This window comes from Listeria goaensis, assembly GCF_900186125.1.
In the GTDB taxonomy this organism is placed as follows: domain Bacteria; phylum Bacillota; class Bacilli; order Lactobacillales; family Listeriaceae; genus Listeria; species Listeria goaensis.
Genome location: NZ_FYBQ01000011.1, coordinates 1 through 19,394 on the forward strand (window position 1 = coordinate 1; position 19,394 = coordinate 19,394).

The window sequence follows — 19,394 nt, forward strand, 5'->3', positions numbered from 1 at the left end:
GAACAACGTTCTTTCTTTCATTGTCTGGTAGTTATGGCGAGAAGGTCACACCCGTTCCCATCCCGAACACGGTAGTTAAGCTTCTCTGCGCCGATGGTAGTTGGGGGCTTCCCCCTGTGAGAGTAGGTCGCTGCCGGGCAATTGGAAGGCTCAGAAATTTTCTGAGCCTTTTTTTTAATACTTTTTTTTAGAAAGTGTTTAAGGTGGTATTTAAAATGGAATAGGGATAGTGTAGAATGGATAAGTAGGTAAGTCTGTTTGGTTTTAAAGGAAGTGGGGATTAGGATGGTTCATGGGGCAATTGGTATTGTGCTTACAATTTTTATTGTGAACATTTTATATGTCGCGATTTCAACAGTGCGTTTGTTGCTAACAATGAAGGGATATCGTTATTTGGCGGCTTTTGTGAGCGTTATTGAAATGGTTGTGTACGTGGTGGCGCTTAGTTTGGTGCTTGATAACTTAAATAATATCGCGAATGTGATTGCATATGCAGTCGGATTTGGCGTGGGATTGTTTATAGGTATGAAAATCGAGGAACGTTTGGCGTTAGGTTATATTACGGTGAACGTGATTACGCAGGAGTACAATTTGGATTTGCCGAACCAGATTCGGGATTTGGGTTACGGGGTGACAAGTTGGCTTGCGAATGGTCGAGATGGTGAGCGGATGATGCTCGAGATTTTGACACCACGGAAAAATGAACGGAAGCTTTATAAGGAAATTGTGGCGATTGATGAAAAGGCATTTATTGTTTCTTCAGAGCCGAAACAAATTCATGGTGGATTTTGGGTTAAGAGTGTGCGAAAACGAATGAAGTGAAGTCCTGCTGGTTGGCGGGACTTTTTTATAATTAAGTAAAAACCGAACGTTCGGTTTTAGAAGTATAAAAACGTTCGATTTTTAATTGACAATTAAGGTTTGTATTGTTAGAATTAAGGTGTTGAAACGGAAATTCACTTTTATAGAAGGAGTTGAGCCGTAAATGTCTGCGGATGTTGGTGTCATCATGGGGAGTATCTCGGATTTTGAAACGATGCGAAAGGCTTGTGAGATACTGGATGAGCTGGAGATTTCTTATGAGAAGAAGGTTGTTTCGGCGCATCGTACGCCTGATTTAATGTTTCGTTATGCGGAGGCGGCGCGAGAAAATGGAATAAAAGTGATTATTGCAGGTGCTGGCGGAGCGGCGCATTTACCAGGAATGGTTGCGGCGAAGACGACGTTACCTGTTATTGGTGTGCCGGTTAAATCGAAGGCGCTGAATGGAATGGATTCACTTCTTTCAATTGTACAAATGCCGGCTGGTGTGCCAGTTGCTACGGTTGCAATTGGTGAGAGCGGTGCTGTGAATGCTGGTTTACTGGCTGCACAAATCTTATCAATTTCTAATGATTTAATTGCTAGCCGATTAGCGAAAAGACGTGCTACACTAGAGGAAACTGTACTAGAAAGTAGTGATAAACTTGAATAACACATTTTTATTACCGAATAGCACAATTGGCATAATTGGCGGTGGACAACTAGGCAGAATGATGACACTTAGTGCGAAAGCGATGGGGTATCGGGTGATTGTTTTAGACCCAACTTTTGATTCGCCTTGTGGTCAGGTTTGTGATGAACAGATTGTGGCGGAATATGATGATATTAAGGCGTTACGCGAGCTCGCGGCGAAGTCAGATGTCGTGACGTATGAGTTTGAAAATGTAGATTACGGAGCACTTGCAAAAGTGGAAGATATGGTGAAAGTTCCGCAAGGCTCTGAGCTTTTGTCGATTACGCAAGATAGGATTTTAGAGAAAGCATATTTGGAGTCTGTGAATGTGAACATTGCTCCTTATGCGGTTGTTGTTGATAAAGAGGATATTTTGGAACAGATTAAAAGTATTGGCTATCCAGCTGTTGTGAAAACGGCGCGGGGCGGATATGATGGAAAAGGTCAAGTTATTCTCCGTAGTGAGGCAGATGTGGATAAAACCCTTCCAGTGTTAAAATATGGTTCGTGTGTGCTCGAAGCTTTTATTCCGTTTGAAAAAGAAGTTTCTGTTGTTGTAGCTCGAAATGCTGCGGGGCAAATTGAAACCTTTCCAGTAAGTGAAAATGTGCATCGCAATAATATTTTGCATACATCCGTTGTGCCGGCAAAACTAGAAGCCGATGTCCACGAGGAGGCGCAAGCCATTGCTGTGAAATTGGCCGAGTTTTTAAGCTTAGAAGGCGTTTTGGCGGTTGAAATGTTTGTGACAGCGTCTGGTGCGCTATATGTGAATGAGCTCGCGCCTAGACCGCATAATTCGGGGCACTATACGATTGAAGCATGTAATATTTCGCAGTTTACGCAGCATATTCGGGCAATTGTTGGCTTGCCGCTTTTAAAGCCGGAATTGATTAAGCCAGCAGTCATGATTAACATTTTAGGGCAGCATGTGGAAGGCGTAAATGAACAGATGGGTGATTATTCGCGTTGGTATGTGCACTATTACGGGAAAAAAGAAGCGAAGCGCGACCGCAAAATGGGGCATATTACGATTTTAGCGAATGATCCAAGCGCTGTATTAATTGATTTAGAAGAAACGAAAATTTGGAAATAGATGGAGGACTAAAGGCGCATGATTGAACGTTATACGAGAGAGGAAATGGGCAAAATTTGGACGGAGGAAAATCGCTTTAAGGCTTGGCTTGAAGTTGAAATTTTAGCTTGTGAGGCATGGGCAGAGCTTGGCGATATTCCAAAAGCGGATGTAGCTAAAATTCGCGAGCATGCGACATTCGATGTTGAACGGATTAAAGAGATTGAGCTTGAAACGCGTCATGATGTGGTGGCTTTTACACGTGCGGTTTCTGAAACGCTTGGTGCTGAACGTAAATGGGTGCACTACGGCTTAACGTCAACGGATGTGGTGGATACAGCAAACTCTTACTTATTAAAACAAGCGAATGAAATTTTACGTAAAGATTTGGAAAACTTCATTCAAATTTTGGCTGACAAAGCTCGGGAACATAAAAACACGGTCATGATGGGTAGAACACACGGCGTTCATGCGGAGCCGACGACATTCGGGTTGAAACTTGCACTTTGGCATGAGGAAATGAAGCGTAATTTAGAGCGATTTGATCATGCGGCGAAGGGCGTTGAATTTGGTAAGATTTCTGGTGCAGTTGGCACGTACGCGAATATTGACCCTTTTGTCGAAGAATATGTTTGTAAGCACTTAGGCACTACGCCGGCACCAATTTCCACGCAGACACTGCAGCGCGACAGACATGCGGAATATGTCGCAACACTTGCTTTAATCGCAACGTCTGTTGAAAAATTTGCGGTTGAGGTGCGTGGCCTTCAGAAAAGTGAAGTTCGTGAAGTGGAGGAAGCTTTTGCGAAAGGCCAAAAAGGGAGTTCGGCGATGCCGCATAAGCGTAATCCGATTGGCTCGGAAAACGTGACGGGGCTTGCACGCGTAATTCGCGGACATATGATGACGGCGTATGAAAATGTGCCGCTATGGCATGAACGCGATATTTCACATAGCTCGGCGGAGCGAATTATTTTACCAGATGCGACCATTTTACTTGATTATATTTTAAGTCGCTTTGGAAACATTGTGAAAAATTTGTCGGTATTTCCTGACAATATGAAGCGAAATATGGATGCGACGCTAGGTCTAATTTATTCACAGCGCGTCTTACTTTCTTTAATTGATAAAGGAATGGCGCGGGAAGAGGCATATGATACGGTTCAACCAAAAGCGATGGAAGCGTGGGAAACGAAAACGTCTTTCAGAACGCTTGTGGAAAATGAGCCGAAAATTACCGCATTACTTTCGGAAAAAGAGATTGATGACTGCTTTGATTATCACTATCATCTTAAAAATGTAGATTTAATTTTTAACCGTTTAGGGCTTTAAAATACGACTTGCTCGTCTTTTATTAGGCGAGTGAGGCTACTTTTTTCAAAAGGAGAGATTTTAAGTGACAAACGAACTCATTTACGAAGGCAAAGCGAAGGAACTTTTTACGACAGAAAAAGCGGATGTGCTCCGCGCGAAATATAAAGATGATGCAACGGCATTAAACGGCGGAAGGAAAGAAGTTTTTGCGGGAAAAGGAATACGCAATAACAACATTACTTCGCTTATTTTTCGTTATTTGAAAAACGAGGGAATTCCGAGTCACTTTATTGAACAAATTTCTGAAACGGAACAATTGATTCGAAAGGTGGACATCATTCCACTGGAAGTGGTGGTGCGAAATGTGCTTGCGGGTAGTCTTGCGAAAAGGCTTGGCAGGGACGAGGGGGAACTTATTGATACGCCGATTGTGGAATTTTATTTTAAAAATGATGCACTAGACGATCCTTTCATCAATGATGACCACGTTGTTTTTCTCGGTGCTTGCGATAGGAAGGAAATTGAAACGCTTAAGGCTCTCGCGCTTCAAGTGAACGGTAAATTACAGGAACTTTTTGAAAAAATGGGGATTACGCTTGTTGATTTTAAACTTGAATTTGGACGCGATGTGGCAGGTCAGATTTTGCTTGCGGATGAGATTTCGCCGGATACGTGTCGACTTTGGGATAAAGAGACGCGGGAGAGGCTCGATAAGGATGTCTTTCGTCGGAATATTGGGAATTTAATTACAGTTTATGATGAAGTTTTATCGCGACTTGAGGAGGTCATGAAGTAATGTATAATGTGAAAATTTATGTGACGTTAAAAAAAAGTGTGCTTGATCCGCAAGGGGACGCGGTGAACGAGGCGGCTATTAGTATGGGGTATGCGAGTGTTCAGGACGTTCGGATTGGAAAATATATGGAGCTTCAAGTTGAAAAAACGGACCGTGATGTACGCGTTATGTTGGATGAACTTTGTGATAAATTGTTAACGAATCCAGTGATGGAAGATTATCGTTACGAAATTGAGGAGGCATAAGAATGAAATTTGCTGTGATTCAGTTTCCGGGGTCAAATTGCGATTTAGATATGCTTCATGCTATCCGAGATGTGCTAGGTGAGGAAGCCGAATACGTGTGGCACGCTGAAAAGTCGCTTGCTGGATTTGATGCGGTGCTTCTTCCGGGTGGCTTTTCATACGGGGACTATTTACGCACGGGCGCCATCGCTAAATTTGCGAATATTATGAAAGAAGTGATGCGTTTTGCGGAAGAGGGGCGTCCCGTTCTAGGCGTTTGTAACGGATTTCAAATTTTAACGGAATGCGGCTTGTTGCCAGGCGCGCTCATTCGGAATCGCAATTTGCATTTTGTTTGTAAAACGTTGCCGCTTCAAGTTGAGAATGCGGATACGCTTTTTACGTCTAGCTATCAAGCTGGTGAAGAAATCCAAATTCCCGTGGCGCACGGGGAAGGCAATTATTATTGCGATGCAGAAACGCTTGCGGAACTTCAGGCGAACAAGCAAATTGTCTTTACGTATGCGGCTGAAAATCCAAATGGTAGCGCGGCGAATATCGCTGGTATTGTGAATAAACGCGGCAACGTGCTCGGCATGATGCCACATCCAGAGCGAGCTGTCGAAGAAATTGTCGGCGGTGTGGACGGCTTGAAATTATTTCAATCGATTGTCAGTTCTATGAAGGAGGCGAGCGAAAGTGCTAGCAAATGAACCAACGATGGACCAAATCGCACAGCAAAAAATATATCAGGAAATGGGTTTAACGGATAGCGAATTCGATTTAATCGTTTCCATTCTCGGGCGCAAGCCGAACTACACTGAAACAGGCCTCTTCTCGGTCATGTGGTCGGAGCACTGTAGTTATAAAACTTCCAAACCGGTTTTGAAAAAATTCCCAACAGAAGGGCAGCAAGTCTTACAAGGCCCGGGTGAGGGAGCTGGAATTGTTGACATTGGGGACGGACTAGGCGTGGCTTTTAAAGTGGAGAGTCATAACCACCCGTCATACGTGGAGCCATATCAAGGTGCGGCAACTGGAGTCGGCGGAATCATTCGCGATGTGTTTTCGATGGGCGCTCGTCCAATTGCGATGCTGAACTCACTTCGTTTCGGCGAACTAAATAATCCGCATACGAAATACTTGGTAAATGAAGTTGTGGCAGGCATTGCAGGCTACGGAAACTCAATTGGGATTCCGACGGTTGGGGGCGAGGTACAATTTGAAACGTGCTACTCGAAGAACCCGCTGGTCAACGCCATGTGTGTGGGTTTAATCAAAAAAGAAGACATTCAAAAAGGGCAAGCAGTTGGTGTTGGCAATCCGGTCATGTACGTTGGCGCCAAAACGGGGCGTGACGGAATTCACGGGGCGACATTTGCTTCGGTGGAATTTAGTGAGGAAGGCGAACAGCAGCGTTCAGCGGTTCAAGTTGGCGATCCGTTTATGGAAAAACTGCTTTTAGAGGCTTGTTTGGAAGTCATTCAGAAGCATGCGGATATTTTAGTTGGGATTCAAGATATGGGGGCAGCGGGACTTGTGAGTTCGAGTTCGGAGATGGCATCGAAGGCGGGAACTGGTCTGCGTCTTGTGATGGACGATGTGCCGCAACGGGAAACACATATGTCCGCGTATGAAATGCTGCTTTCGGAGTCGCAGGAGCGGATGCTTTTATGTGTGAAGCGCGGTCATGAGGCGGAAATTGTAGCATTGTTTGAGCGTTACGGCTTGCATGCGGTGACAATTGGCGAAGTGACGGATGATAAAATGTACACGATTATTCATCACGGGGAAGTTGTGGCGAGTGTGCCGGTTGATGCTCTTGCGGAAGATGCACCGGTTTATCACAAACCGTCAAGTGAACCAAAACGTTACCAAGAGTTTCAAAATGAAACGCCATTTCGGCCTAATCTTTTAAACCTAAAAGAAACTTGGGAAAAGCTTTTGGCTCAACCGACAATTGCGAGTAAGCGGTATATTTATGAGCAATATGATTACCAAGTGCGCACGAGTACGGCGGTTGTGCCGGGTAGTGATGCGGCGGTTGTACGTGTGCGTGGAACGGAGAAGGCGATTGCGATGACGACGGATTGCAATTCAAGGTATTTGTATCTTGACCCAGAGCTTGGTGGTGCGATTGCGGTGAGCGAGGCGGCGCGTAATATTGTGGCGAGTGGTGCAAAACCGCTTGCGATTACGGACGGCCTTAATTTTGGAAATCCGGACAAACCGGAAATTTTCTGGGAGATTGAGAAAGCGGCAGACGGCATTAGTAAGGCGTGTCTTGCGCTTGATACACCAGTTATTTCGGGGAATGTGTCGATGTATAATGAAACGGACGGCACGGGGATTTACCCGACACCAGTAATTGGTATGGTTGGTTTGGTTGAAAATATAAAAGATATTACGACGCAGGATTTTAAGGCGGCAGGTGATGCGATTTATTTGGTCGGTGACACTTTCGCTGAATATAATGGCTCGGAACTGCAAAAGCTCTTGCAAGGTAAGATTTCTGGGCGTGCTCCGCGGCTTGATTTAGATGTGGAACAGTCGAACCAGGCGGGGGTACTTCAAGCGATTCAAGCTGGACTTGTTCAAAGTGCGCATGATATTTCAGAAGGCGGTTTTGCAGTGGCACTCGCGGAGGCGGCATTTAAAGGCAATTACGGGGCGAAAGTGGCTGTGCCATTTGAACTTGAAATGATTTTCAGTGAGTCACAATCTCGTTTTATTGTATCGGTGAAACAAGCGGACAAAGCGAAATTTGAGGAAATTTTCGCGAACAAAAATGTGCATGAAGTTGGAGTGGTGACGGAAGACGCTGTGCTAATGATTTCTTCCAAAAAAGAAGAAGTGGTTGTATCTACGGAAAGTTTGCGCGAAATTTGGGAAGGGGCTTTGCCATGCTTGCTGAAATAAAAGGTTTGAACGAGGAATGTGGAATTTTTGGCGTTTGGAATCACCCGGCTGCTGCGGAAATTACGTATTACGGCTTGCACAGTTTGCAACATCGCGGGCAAGAAGGCGCTGGGATTGTGTCAACGGACGGTCTGACGCTTAAGGGGCACCGGAATTTAGGGTTGCTTGCGGACGTTTTTAAACACGGAGAGCTTGATGGGTTAAAAGGAACGGGGGCAATTGGGCATGTGCGATATGCGACGGCAGGAGGCAAAAGTTTAGGCAATGTGCAGCCGTTTTTGTTCCACTTTCAAAACTCTTCATTGGCGCTTGCGCATAACGGCAATTTAATTAACGCTTCATCGCTACGTGCGGAACTGGAAAAAGAAGGGGCGATTTTCCAAACGAGTTCGGATACGGAAGTGCTGGCGCATCTGATTAAGCGCAGTCAGACGGGGGACTTCATTCAAGATTTGAAAGTGGCGCTAAACCGTGTGAAAGGCGGCTTTGCCTATATGCTTCTTACGGAACATGCGATGATTGCCGCACTAGATCCGAACGGCTTCCGTCCGCTTTCGATTGGCCGGATTGGCGACAGTTACGTCGTTGCATCGGAAACATGCGCGTTTGAAACGGTAGGTGCAGAATTTGTCCGTGACGTTGAACCAGGCGAACTCATTGTGATTGATGATGACGGACTTCACATTGACGTTTTCACCAAAGAAGTCAAGCACTCGATTTGTAGCATGGAGTACATTTATTTTGCACGCCCCGACTCAAATATTGCGGGGATTAACGTGCACTCGGCGAGAAAGCGTAGTGGCAAACGGCTCGCACAGGAAGCTTTCGTGGACGCTGATGTCGTGACAGGTGTACCCGATTCGAGCATTTCAGCGGCAATCGGTTACGCGGAGGAATCTGGGTTACCTTACGAGCTCGGTTTGATTAAAAATAGGTACGTGGCCAGAACGTTCATTGAGCCTTCACAGGAGCTAAGAGAACAAGGGGTGCGCATGAAATTGTCGGCGGTTCGCGGTGTCGTTGAAGGTAAACGTGTCGTCATGATTGACGATTCCATTGTGCGCGGAACAACGAGTAAGCGTATTGTTCAACTACTGCGCGAAGCTGGCGCCAGAGAAGTGCACGTCCGAATTGCTTCCCCGCCCCTTGCGTTCCCGTGTTTTTACGGCATTGATATTCAAACACGCAACGAACTCATTGCGGCAAACCATAGTGTCGATGAAATTTGCCGAATTATCGGCGCCGATTCGCTCACGTATTTAAGTGAAGAGGGGCTTGTGGAAGCAGTCGGCAAACCTTATCCGAATGAGCCGTACGGCGGTTTATGTATGGCGTATTTCAACGGAGACTATCCAACTGATTTATACGATTATGAAGCGGAGTATTTGAAAAGTCTAGAAGATCAAAAAAACTAAGACGAGGAAGTGTTAAAAAGTGGAAAATGCATACAGTAAGGCAGGCGTTGATGTCCATGCAGGCTACGAAGTCGTGGAACGCATTCAAAAACATGTTGCGCGGACAGAGCGATTAGGCGTTATGGGCGCACTTGGCTCTTTTGGTGGTATGTTTGATTTAAGTGAGCTCGCATTAAAAGAACCTGTTTTAGTATCAGGCACAGATGGTGTTGGAACAAAACTCGCTGTGGCGATCTCTGCTGGAAAACACGATACAATTGGGATTGACTGCGTTGCTATGTGTGTAAACGATATACTCGCACAAGGCGCCGAGCCACTTTTCTTTTTAGATTATATTGCGACAGGGAAAAACACGCCGTCTAAAATGGAACAAATTGTGAAAGGTGTGGCGACTGGCTGCGAGCTTTCAGGGTGCGCGCTTATCGGCGGGGAAACCGCTGAAATGCCCGATATGTATGCGGCGGACGATTACGATTTAGCTGGCTTTACTGTTGGCGCTGTTGAAAAAAGCAAATTGATTCAGGCTGATGCCGTTCAGGCGGGTGACGTTTTAATTGGGCTTCCTTCAAGCGGCATTCATAGCAATGGCTACTCGCTCGTTCGAAAAATCTACTTCAAAGATGGCGCTCTAAAATTGAATGCCAAGCTTCCAGAACTCCCAGACGGGGAACTTGTGGACTACTTGTTAGAACCGACAAAAATATACGTAAAGCCTGTTTTAGAAGTCTTAAAGCAAAGCAAGGTGAATGGCATTGCGCACATCACGGGCGGTGGCTTTATTGAAAACTTGCCGAGAATGCTAAACGAAAATTTGGCGGCGGAAATTAAATGTGGCTCTTGGCCTGAACTGCCGATTTTCAGTAGCCTTAAAATGCGCGGCCAGTTAGATGAAATGGAAATGTATAACATCTTCAACATGGGAATTGGCATGGTGCTAGCGGTTCCAGAAAATGAAGCGGCGAACGTTTTACATGTATTGCAGGAGCTAGGCGAGCCGGCTTATAAAATTGGGCGCGTCACGGAGAAACAAACGGCAGCCGTCACATTTATTGGGGGCGAAACGAAATGAATATCGCCGTCTTTGCAACAGGTTCGGGAACGAATTTCGAAGCGCTCATGAAAAGCGATGTCGGGGATAAAATCGTCCTGCTCGTCTGTGATAAAGCGGGCGCCGGGGTGCTCGAGAGGGCCAAGCAATTTGGCGTGCCGACATTTCTGTTTGAGCCGAAAGCTTACGCGAATAAAGCGGAATTTGAAACCGCCATTTTAGCCGAGCTAGAAGCGAAACAGGTAGACTTTATCGTCTTGGCTGGCTACATGCGCCTCATCGGCGAAACGCTACTCGACCAGTATCCGAATAAAATTGTCAATTTGCACCCGTCACTTTTGCCGAAATATCCGGGCAAGGATGCGATTTTACAGGCGCTTTCAGACGGGGCAGACGAGACGGGCGTCACCGCACATTTTGTAGATGCGGGCATGGATACGGGCGAAGTGATTGCACGCGAAAGCATTCCAATCCTTGCAACAGATACGGAGGCGTCACTCACGGCGAAAATTCACAAAATCGAACATATCTTTTACCCCAAAGTGGTGAAAAATTTAGTAGAGGGGAAGTTTAAATAAATGAAAAGAGCGCTCATTAGTGTGTCGAACAAAGAAGGCGTGGTGGCCTTCGCGAAGGCACTCGTACAACTTGACTTTGAGATTATTTCAACTGGCGGAACGAAGAAAATTTTGGAGGAAAACGGCGTTTTAACCACCGGAATTGAAGCGGTGACGGAGTTTCCAGAAATGCTAGACGGACGCGTGAAAACCCTCCACCCGATGATTCACGGTGGCCTTTTATTTCGGCGTGACCTAGAAACGCATGTGAATGAGGCTAAACGACACGGTATCCAGCCGATCGATTTAGTTTGCGTCAATTTATATCCCTTCCAAGAAACGATTGCGAAACCTGATGTGGCACTTAGCGAAGCCATTGAAAATATCGACATCGGTGGCCCTTCGATGCTCCGTTCGGCGGCCAAAAACTATCAGGCGGTGACGGTTTTAGTTGATGCGGCCGACTACGCGCCTGTTTTAGCTGAACTTGAAAACGGCGGTGTGACACCCGAAACTCGTGCGAAACTTGCCGCAAAAGTGTTCCGCCATACGGCTTCCTATGATGCGCTAATCGCGGGCTTCTTGACGGAAGAGGAATTCCCTGAAAAGCTCACGCTAACATATGACCTAAAAGAAAGTTTACGCTACGGTGAGAACCCGCACCAAAAGGCGGCTTTTTACGAAGAACCACTGGCGGACGTTCATAGTGTGGCACACGCTTCACAGCTCCACGGCAAAGAGCTATCCTACAACAACATTCGCGATACAGACGCTGCGCTTAAAATTGCAGCCGAATTCACAGAACCTGTAGCAGTGGCCGTGAAACATATGAACCCATGCGGCGTTGGTGTCGGTACGACGATTTTTGAGGCGTATGAAAAGGCGTACGAGGCGGATGAAACCTCGATTTTTGGTGGAATTGTCGCGCTAAATCGTGAGGTTGACGTGGAAACTGCGCAAAAGCTAAGTGAAATCTTTCTGGAAATCATTGTTGCGCCAAGTTTTTCTGACGCCGCGTTAGCTATTTTAACCAAAAAGAAAAATATCCGTTTGCTTTCGGTCGACATGTCGAGTTTTGCGCCGAGCTTGGAAAAAACGTCTGTGAACGGCGGCTTGCTTGTCCAAGATAGTGATACTTTTGTGGCTGATCCCGAGACTTTTACGGTTGTGACGGAAAAAGCACCGACTGACGAGGAGATGCGCGCGCTTCTTGTGCAGTGGAAAATTGTGAAACATGTGAAGTCAAACGCGATTGTTGTCGGAAACGCTAGCCAGACGCTCGGTGTCGGCGCTGGACAAATGAATCGCATCGGCGCGGCAAAAATTGCGCTAAGTCAAGCTGGCGTGAACGCACAGGGGGCAGTACTAGCGAGCGATGCTTTTTTCCCAATGAATGACACGGTTCTTGCTGCAGCGGAAGCCGGCATTACCGCAATCATTCAACCAGGCGGCTCGATTAAAGATGCGGATTCCATTGAAATGGCAAATAAACACGGTATTGCAATGGTTACAACACATGTTCGTCACTTTAAACATTAAAAAGGAAGTGAAAAGATGAAAGTACTCGTAATTGGTAGTGGTGGCCGAGAACATGCCATCTGTCAAAAACTTCTTTCCTCGCGTGACGTTGACACCGTTTTTTGTGCCCCAGGAAATGACGGCATGAAAAACAGCGGCGTGCACTGCGTGGACATTCAAGAAAAAAACGCTAAAGCACTAATTCACTTCGCGCAAGAAGAAGCCGTCGCATTCACGGTAGTCGGCCCAGAAATCCCGCTTTTATCAGGCGTAGTGGATGCTTTCACAGAAGCTGGTTTGCTCGCGTTCGGTCCAACAAAAGCCGCCGCTCTCATCGAAGGAAGCAAAGATTTCGCCAAACAGTTCATGCAAAAATACGCGATTCCAACCGCAAACTCGAAGACCTTCACCAAGTACGAAGAAGCGAAAGCCTATTTGGAGGAAAAAGGAGTCCCCATTGTGATTAAGGCGGACGGACTTGCCGCCGGAAAAGGCGTTGCTGTCGCAATGACGATGCCAGAAGCCGTACTCGCATTAAAGGAAATGATGCTAGAAGAACGATTCGGTGAAGCCTCACAAAAAGTCGTCATCGAAGAATTTTTAGAAGGCGAAGAATTTTCCCTCATGGCCTTTGTAAACGGCGAAGAAGTCTATCCGATGCCCATCGCCCAGGATCACAAACGCGCCTATGACGGCGACAAAGGTCCAAACACAGGCGGAATGGGCGCCTATTCACCCGTTCCACATATACCAGAAAAATTGGTCGAAGAAGCCATTCAAACGATTCTTTTTCCCGCAGCAAAAGGAATGGTCGAAGAAGGGCGTGAGTTCCGAGGTATCCTTTACGCCGGCTTGATTGCCACAAATGAAGGTCCGAAAGTCATCGAATTTAATGCGCGCTTCGGAGACCCAGAAACGCAAGTCGTCCTCCCGCGCCTAGAAAGCGACTTCGCCGAGCTCATCTTCGCACTTCTAAAAAATGAGACTCCCGACGTACGCTTTAAAAAAGCAGGTATTCACCTCGGCATCGTCCTTGCAAGCAAGGGCTACCCCGAACAATACGAAACCGGCCAATTGCTAACCGGCCTTGACCAAGTCAGCCCAGAAATCGCAATCTATCATGCTGGAACAAAATTGGACACTGCCGGCAATCTCATTTCAAATGGTGGCCGAGTACTCCTTCTTCAAACTTCTGCAAATACAATGAAAGAAACACGTCAAATTTTATATGCGGAAATGAAGAAACTAGACAATCCAAATTTCTTCTACCGAATTGACATAGGTGCGAAAGCTGAATAAGATAAAACAAGCGGATGAGCGATTTGGCAAATCCGCTTTTCCCTTTTACAGAAATAAAGTAGTTGCTTTTTCATGCGTTGGTACGTTAAAATATGAAAGTACAAGTAGAGGAACGGAGGTTATCTAAATATGCAAATAGAAAAGATTCGTGGGGAAGGTTTGGATGCTTTTTTTAATGGTATTTTAAAGCTCGAAACGCTTGAAGAATGTTATGCTTTCTTTGATGATGTCTGCACTGTGAATGAAATTCAGTCGATGTCACAACGCTTCCAAGTTGCTAAAATGCTTTCAGAAGGAAAAACATATAATGTTATTGAAGCAGAAACAGGTGCAAGCACCGCAACGATTTCACGTGTAAAACGTTCGCTAAACTACGGTAACGACATGTATGAAGTTGTGTTCAACCGAATGGAAACGAAGTAAGAAGGATATAAATGAAGAAGAAACCAAGTAAAGGGTTCCAAACTGCGATTATCGCCATTTTGGTTCTCGCCGTTATGTATATTTCAATCGATATGATTATCCAAAATGTCGGACTGAATTTCAGCATGTTATGGCACTGGATATTCATTGTTTGTTTTAGTTTCACAACACTTTTCAATGTGCGCGCAAAAAATTACATCGGAATTTCCATCGGACTTTCTGGTATGTGGATTTGTGTATTGAGTCTTATTTTGATGGCGATTTAGTCTAAAACAAAATAAAAAAATGAGAGCTTGCTAACGCAAGTTCTTTTTTTGTGCAAAAAAACCGCCTAAGAATAGGCGGTTAATGATTAGCAATTAACGTAACATTTTCAAAATCTTATTACTGAATTTACCAAGCAAAATACCTATGATAAAAGTAAAGGCAAGGTAAACAAGTAAGCCGACTATCATTGGATTGAAGTAGCCTACTAAATCGAAAGAATAACTCGGGAAGCCTTCGATTAGATAAAGGAAGAAGGACCAAGTACCCAAAAATAGTAAGAATTTACTTTTCACATGGAAAGACTGGACTACCATAATGACAAGGAGCGCTCCGATAAAGCACATAAAGGATGCCATTGGAATGTTAGAAGTGAAGTATAAAAATACGCACACAACCGTTAATGCAATTAGGCTGCCCCACTTTATTGAGGCTTTTGCTAATAATTTATCTTTCATAGGTGCTAACCAGTGTTCTTCTCTTTTCAGGAAGACCCCAACCGGAAAGGCGATGGAATAAAATAACCAGTATTCGTCAATAAACACGATGCTGACTGAACCGAGTAATAATATAATCAGTTGTAATACACGATTTTTTACAAGTAAGCGCGCGATTAAGAATAACGTGTACCAAAATAGTATAAATAGTACAAACCACATCGTCGGATCTAAGTCACGCCCGATGTCAAAGAAAAACATGATTGAAAATAATTGTTTCATCGAAAAAGTTTGCTGGAAAATAATGGCTACAAAAATCAGTTTAAAAATACTAAAAATCCAGTATGGGATAATGATTTTGACATAACGCTTATAGTATTTGGATAAACCGTTTTTATCAGCAGAGGCCGTTAGTCCATATCCTGAAAGAATTAAAAATATCCACACAGAAATCGGACCAATATAATGGTAATTATCAAAGTTTTTATAGCATATATGTGACACGATTACTATAAAAATAGCTATCCCTTTTAAAAGAGTCGTCTGTTGCTTTGTTATCATAAAACTAATCTCCTTATTTGACTAAAATAATCGTTCTTAGGTGTTCTTTTTCATCTTCATTTCGGCAAGTTTTCTCTGTTCATCTCCTCCATATAGGTCGAAACCTCACTAAAATCAGACTTCATTATAACATAAAGCATTTTTGGAAAAAAGGAGGTTTTTAAGTCAATATTTAAGTTTATTAGAGGTATTTAGATGGAAATTGTTACAATTTATACATAAAATACCAGTTTGTTCAATTTTGGAAGAAGAAAATCCTCCTAGCTTGGCGTATGCAATTGGTGTAGCTATACAAGAAAATAATAAACTGGTGTCGCCAAAACTTTCGCTTTTAAAGGTGCAATCTGGGCAAGTGAATCATCGTAATACGCTTCTCGTCACCCTTCAAAATCTGAAAAGCATAATTTGGCGCGATTTAAAGTTACAGGGGAAAAGTTATCGAAAAGGTCGAATGGAAGTGAATAAGTACAATGAGTGAGCGGTTGAGCTAGACCAGAGTGGAATCTCATCGTGCCAATTGTGTACTTCTTCTTGTAGCAATGATTATCGATCCGTTTGGGCTTGAGAATCGAAGTGAAAATGAAGAAAATCTGTCACAAAATTTATATATATTTTTTTTGAAAATCCATTTTTCTGGCTTTTTTCGGTAAATTTTAAATGTTACTATGAAAAAAGCTTACAGTGATTAGAGGATTAAAAAAGGAGGATTGTGTTAAAAAATTAGACAGTATAATAGACAAGGGGACTAATAGGAAACGATTAGGATTAGAGGTGTCCTGATGCGGACCCCCTATTTTTTGCCATGTCTAAAACGCTCGAAAGGAGAATTGAATATTGAAAATTAAGAAATCTAGATTAAGGAAAACGGTGATTAGTACTTTAGTAGCGACCCTGTTTGCATCAACAATTGCTACTTCATTGCCATATAATGCAAAAGCAACTGAAGGCCATGCACAGGAGGCTGGGCTAAATAGTTCATTAACTTCAGTCACAAGTAACTTACTGCAAAATCCTGGATTTGTAGGGGACGGAAATTTGATTACAAATTGGGATGTACAAGGTAGGTATTCAGCGGGCCGAGCTTATTATATGGAAAATTATAGGATATACGGCGGTTCTGGAGAATACTTGGATAATTATATGGCTCCTCAAAGTGATGGAAGTATTAACGTTACACATAAAAGGGCTATAAATAATGGACATATTGCTTTTTTAGGACAAAATGTAGAGGTTATAGAGGGACACAGATATCGTTTGTCTGTGGATTATAAGTATGTTTCTGGATCGGATTTAGAACATATCCAAGTACGGACATCAGACCTCAATAATAATGATGTTGAGATATCAAACAGTGATTGGTTACCTGTCACGAGTCCTACAGCAAGAAATTATACGACAACTGTCACTGCTCCTGCAGACATCACGATGCGGATTGAATTAAAAGTACTTGGTTTTAAAGATGCAATTGGTACGGAAGGTACAATAAATATTGGAAATGTATCATTGATGGATTTGGATGCAGCTCTTGATCAAACAACTATTAATGAGTTAGACACGGATTCTGTCAAAGCGGAGGGAACTGCAGAACCAAATGCAACGATTGAAATCAAAGCTGGTTCGACAACGCTTGGTACAGGGAGAGTAGCTGCAGATGGGCAATATAGTTTGACGATTCCAAAACAAGCAGTAGGAACCGTTGTGACGGCAACTGCAACGGCATACGGGAAAACGTCAAGTGTAAATACAACTGTTGCACAAGGAAATATCGCACAAACAACCATTAGTGCGTTAAATACAGATTCTGTCAAAGCGGAGGGAACTGCAGAACCGAATGCGACGATTGTAATTAAAGCAGGTTCGACAACGCTTGGAACGGGTACAGCAAGTTCAGATGGTCGTTACAGTATAACGATTCCAAGGCAAGAGGCAGAGACGTCTGTGACAGCAACGGCAACATTGAACGGGAAAACATCAAGTGCAGATACAATTGTTGCACAAGGAAACATCGCACAAACAACCATTAATGCATTAGATGCGGATTCTGTCAAAGCAGAGGGAACCGCAGAACCAAATGCGACGATTGTAATTAAAGCAGGTTCGACAACACTTGCAACGGGTCGAGTCGGTTCAGATGGTCGTTATAGTGTAACAATTCCGAAACAAGTTTCAGGAACAATTGTGACAGCAACGGCAACAGCAGATGGTAAGACATCGAGTGTGAATACAACCGTTGCACAAGGTAACCTTGCTCAAACAACCATTGAGCCATTAAACACAGATTCGGTAATCGCCGTAGGAACCGCAGAACCGAATGCGACGATTGTGTTAAAAGATCAAAATAATAATCAACTTGCAACAGGGCGAGTAGGCTCAGATGGTCGTTATAGCTTGACGATTCAAAAACAAATGGTTGGGACAGTTGTGACGGCGACAGTGACACAAGGTGGTAAAACGTCTAGTGCTTTTACGACTGTAACGAATGAGCATATTGCTCAAACTACTATTAATCCATTAAATGTAGACTCGAGAGTAGCGACAGGAACAGGTGAACCGAATGCAACAATTGTGCTGAAAGACCAGCATAATAATCAACTTGCGAGTGGTCGAATTGCTTCAGATGGCGCTTACAGTTTGACGATTCCAGCGCAAGTAGCCGGAACAGTCGTAACTGCCACTGTAACAGCAGGTGATAAAACGTCTAATGCCCATACAACAGTTACACAAGCAGCAAAAAGTGGTACGGTTACCGTGAAACAAGACTATTATGTAGGTTATGATAGTCGCATTCAAGCAGAAGTAACAGGTGATGTGGAGAGAGTTTACCTAGAAGTGAACGGCGTTCAACAATCTAAGGTTCCTGTTACAGGAAGCTTCACTTACTATGCTAAAAATAATATTACAAGTATAAATCAAACAGTCTATTTAGTTGGACTTGATTCAGCAAATAGAGAACTAGACCGCGCACGAGTAAATTTAAAAGATGGGCAACTAAAAATTGGAGCGGTTTCCCCGAATAACTTTGTAGTGGGGACTGATGCTTATGTGGAAGGAACGTATACGGGTTCGGTAAGAAAAGTAGGACTTTCTGTGAATGGAACAACGCTTTCTAAAGTTCCAGTTGAAGCAGACGGTAAATTCCGCTATTATGCACGTTCAAACATTACAAATGCAGATACAGATGAAGTGTTTGTCATCGGTTACAATTCGGAAAATACCGAAGTTTCACGGAAGAAAGTAGACTTATATCGACCAGGGAGTTTAGGTGGGACAATTACGGTTAATCCGAATTACTATGCTATTTCAGACTCATATATAGAAGGAACGTATGCAGGCAATGTGAAATATGTATCCTTGGTTGTGAATGGAACAGAGTATTCGAGAACATCCGTGATAAATACGACAACATGGAGATACTATGCTAAAGATAAAATTGCAACGGGCGACACAGTTTCTGTGAAAGGGTACAATGCTGCTGGAAATGTTGTCGATCAAGAACCAGTCAATGTGGTTCTAAGTCCACCACAAAATAATGCAATTGCAGCAAATGACTTTTTCTTACATCAAGATAAATATATATCAGGGACGTATGAAGGAAGCGTAAAATATATTGCGTTGAAAGTGAATGGAACATTATTGAGTAGGATTCCAGTTCCATCAGACGGCACGTATACCTACTATGCTCGTCCTAATATTACATCTCTTACAGATACAGTATCCATTGTGGCTTACAATCAGGAAAAAGTACAAGTTGCAGAAGCTCCAGTTCGTGTTCGATTAACAAGTGACATTACATCGAATAGCTATCGAATTGGGGACAAGTCAATTATTGGAACCTATTCAGGAGATGTGAAATACATTTCTGCAACCGTGAATGGGACACAACTTTCTAAGATTCCTGTGGATAACACGGGTACGTATAGCTACTATATTAAACGCGATGTAACAAGCGTTACGGATGAGGTTATTATGAAGGGATATAATGCTAGTGGCGCTGTTGTGACTACTAACACAGTAAGAATTACAGCATAATTTAATAATCGTTATTTAAT

18 protein-coding genes and 1 rRNA gene are annotated in these 19,394 nt (G+C 43.8%); 18 read left to right on the forward strand and 1 reads right to left on the reverse strand.

The genetic code is table 11. The features are described from left to right. Nucleotides 1-23 precede the first annotated feature (23 nt). From rrf to CFT42_RS11805, 16 genes are all read left to right on the forward strand, one after another. Nucleotides 24-139: ribosomal RNA gene (gene rrf / locus CFT42_RS11730) — 5S ribosomal RNA — on the forward strand. Nucleotides 140-285: 146 nt separating this feature from the next. Next, nucleotides 286-822: a DUF2179 domain-containing protein gene (locus CFT42_RS11735; protein ID WP_088810841.1), complete on the forward strand. Its 537-nt coding sequence runs from the start codon at nt 286-288 to the stop codon at nt 820-822. Nucleotides 823-985: 163 nt separating this feature from the next. Continuing rightward, the gene (gene purE / locus CFT42_RS11740) at nt 986-1,474 is read left to right on the forward strand and encodes a 5-(carboxyamino)imidazole ribonucleotide mutase (RefSeq protein WP_088810842.1); all 489 of its coding nucleotides are present in this window, start codon (nt 986-988) and stop codon (nt 1,472-1,474) included. Continuing rightward, complete coding sequence (gene purK, locus CFT42_RS11745) at nt 1,467-2,591, forward strand: 5-(carboxyamino)imidazole ribonucleotide synthase (protein ID WP_088810843.1); 1,125 nt, start codon at nt 1,467-1,469, stop codon at nt 2,589-2,591. The genes purE and purK overlap by 8 nt, the downstream gene beginning before the upstream one ends. An 18-nt stretch (nt 2,592-2,609) precedes the next feature. Then, nucleotides 2,610-3,902, forward strand: a complete 1,293-nt coding sequence (gene purB, locus CFT42_RS11750) for an adenylosuccinate lyase (protein ID WP_088816200.1) — start codon at nt 2,610-2,612, stop codon at nt 3,900-3,902. A gap of 64 nt (nt 3,903-3,966) precedes the next feature. Then, the gene (gene purC, locus CFT42_RS11755) at nt 3,967-4,680 is read left to right on the forward strand and encodes a phosphoribosylaminoimidazolesuccinocarboxamide synthase (protein ID WP_088816201.1); all 714 of its coding nucleotides are present in this window, start codon (nt 3,967-3,969) and stop codon (nt 4,678-4,680) included. Further along, nucleotides 4,680-4,925 carry a phosphoribosylformylglycinamidine synthase subunit PurS gene (purS, locus tag CFT42_RS11760; protein WP_088810846.1) on the forward strand — a complete coding sequence of 82 codons (246 nt, stop codon included), beginning with the start codon at nt 4,680-4,682 and terminating at the stop codon, nt 4,923-4,925. Before purC ends, purS begins: the two co-directional genes overlap by 1 nt. A gap of 2 nt (nt 4,926-4,927) precedes the next feature. Further along, nucleotides 4,928-5,617, forward strand: coding sequence for a phosphoribosylformylglycinamidine synthase subunit PurQ (gene purQ / locus CFT42_RS11765; RefSeq protein ID WP_088816202.1), 690 nt, complete (start codon nt 4,928-4,930; stop codon nt 5,615-5,617). A gap of 7 nt (nt 5,618-5,624) precedes the next feature. Then, nucleotides 5,625-7,823, forward strand: coding sequence for a phosphoribosylformylglycinamidine synthase subunit PurL (gene purL / locus CFT42_RS11770; RefSeq protein ID WP_088816234.1), 2,199 nt, complete (start codon nt 5,625-5,627; stop codon nt 7,821-7,823). Further along, nucleotides 7,808-9,238, forward strand: a complete 1,431-nt coding sequence (purF, locus tag CFT42_RS11775) for an amidophosphoribosyltransferase (protein ID WP_088816203.1) — start codon at nt 7,808-7,810, stop codon at nt 9,236-9,238. Before purL ends, purF begins: the two co-directional genes overlap by 16 nt. Before the next feature lie 19 nt (nt 9,239-9,257). Then, on the forward strand, nt 9,258-10,307 hold the full coding sequence (gene purM, locus CFT42_RS11780) for a phosphoribosylformylglycinamidine cyclo-ligase (protein WP_088810849.1): 1,050 nt from the start codon (nt 9,258-9,260) through the stop codon (nt 10,305-10,307). Next, entirely contained in the window at nt 10,304-10,864 is a 561-nt protein-coding gene (purN, locus tag CFT42_RS11785; RefSeq protein ID WP_088816204.1) for a phosphoribosylglycinamide formyltransferase, read from the forward strand. Before purM ends, purN begins: the two co-directional genes overlap by 4 nt. Then, nucleotides 10,865-12,382 carry a bifunctional phosphoribosylaminoimidazolecarboxamide formyltransferase/IMP cyclohydrolase gene (gene purH, locus CFT42_RS11790; protein ID WP_088816205.1) on the forward strand — a complete coding sequence of 506 codons (1,518 nt, stop codon included), beginning with the start codon at nt 10,865-10,867 and terminating at the stop codon, nt 12,380-12,382. It abuts the gene before it with no gap. A gap of 15 nt (nt 12,383-12,397) precedes the next feature. Beyond that, nucleotides 12,398-13,660, forward strand: a complete 1,263-nt coding sequence (gene purD, locus CFT42_RS11795) for a phosphoribosylamine--glycine ligase (RefSeq protein ID WP_088816206.1) — start codon at nt 12,398-12,400, stop codon at nt 13,658-13,660. A gap of 129 nt (nt 13,661-13,789) precedes the next feature. Continuing rightward, complete coding sequence (locus tag CFT42_RS11800; RefSeq protein ID WP_088810853.1) at nt 13,790-14,083, forward strand: YerC/YecD family TrpR-related protein; 294 nt, start codon at nt 13,790-13,792, stop codon at nt 14,081-14,083. A gap of 11 nt (nt 14,084-14,094) precedes the next feature. Beyond that, a complete protein-coding gene (locus CFT42_RS11805; protein WP_088816207.1) occupies nt 14,095-14,349 on the forward strand; it encodes a hypothetical protein in 255 nt (84 codons plus the stop codon). 93 nt (nt 14,350-14,442) lie between these two features. Here CFT42_RS11805 and CFT42_RS11810 read toward each other — a convergent pair whose 3' ends face one another. Then, on the reverse strand, nt 14,443-15,345 hold the full coding sequence (locus tag CFT42_RS11810; RefSeq protein WP_088810855.1) for an acyltransferase family protein: 903 nt from the start codon (nt 15,343-15,345) through the stop codon (nt 14,443-14,445). 202 nt (nt 15,346-15,547) lie between these two features. Between CFT42_RS11810 and CFT42_RS11815 the strand changes: the two genes are divergently transcribed. Both CFT42_RS11815 and CFT42_RS11820 read left to right on the forward strand, forming a co-directional pair. Then, nucleotides 15,548-15,823, forward strand: a complete 276-nt coding sequence (locus CFT42_RS11815; protein ID WP_159457903.1) for a WxL protein host-binding domain-containing protein — start codon at nt 15,548-15,550, stop codon at nt 15,821-15,823. Between the two features lie 356 nt (nt 15,824-16,179). After that, entirely contained in the window at nt 16,180-19,374 is a 3,195-nt protein-coding gene (locus CFT42_RS11820; RefSeq protein WP_088816208.1) for an immunoglobulin-like domain-containing protein, read from the forward strand. The last annotated feature ends 20 nt before the right edge of the window (nt 19,375-19,394 follow it).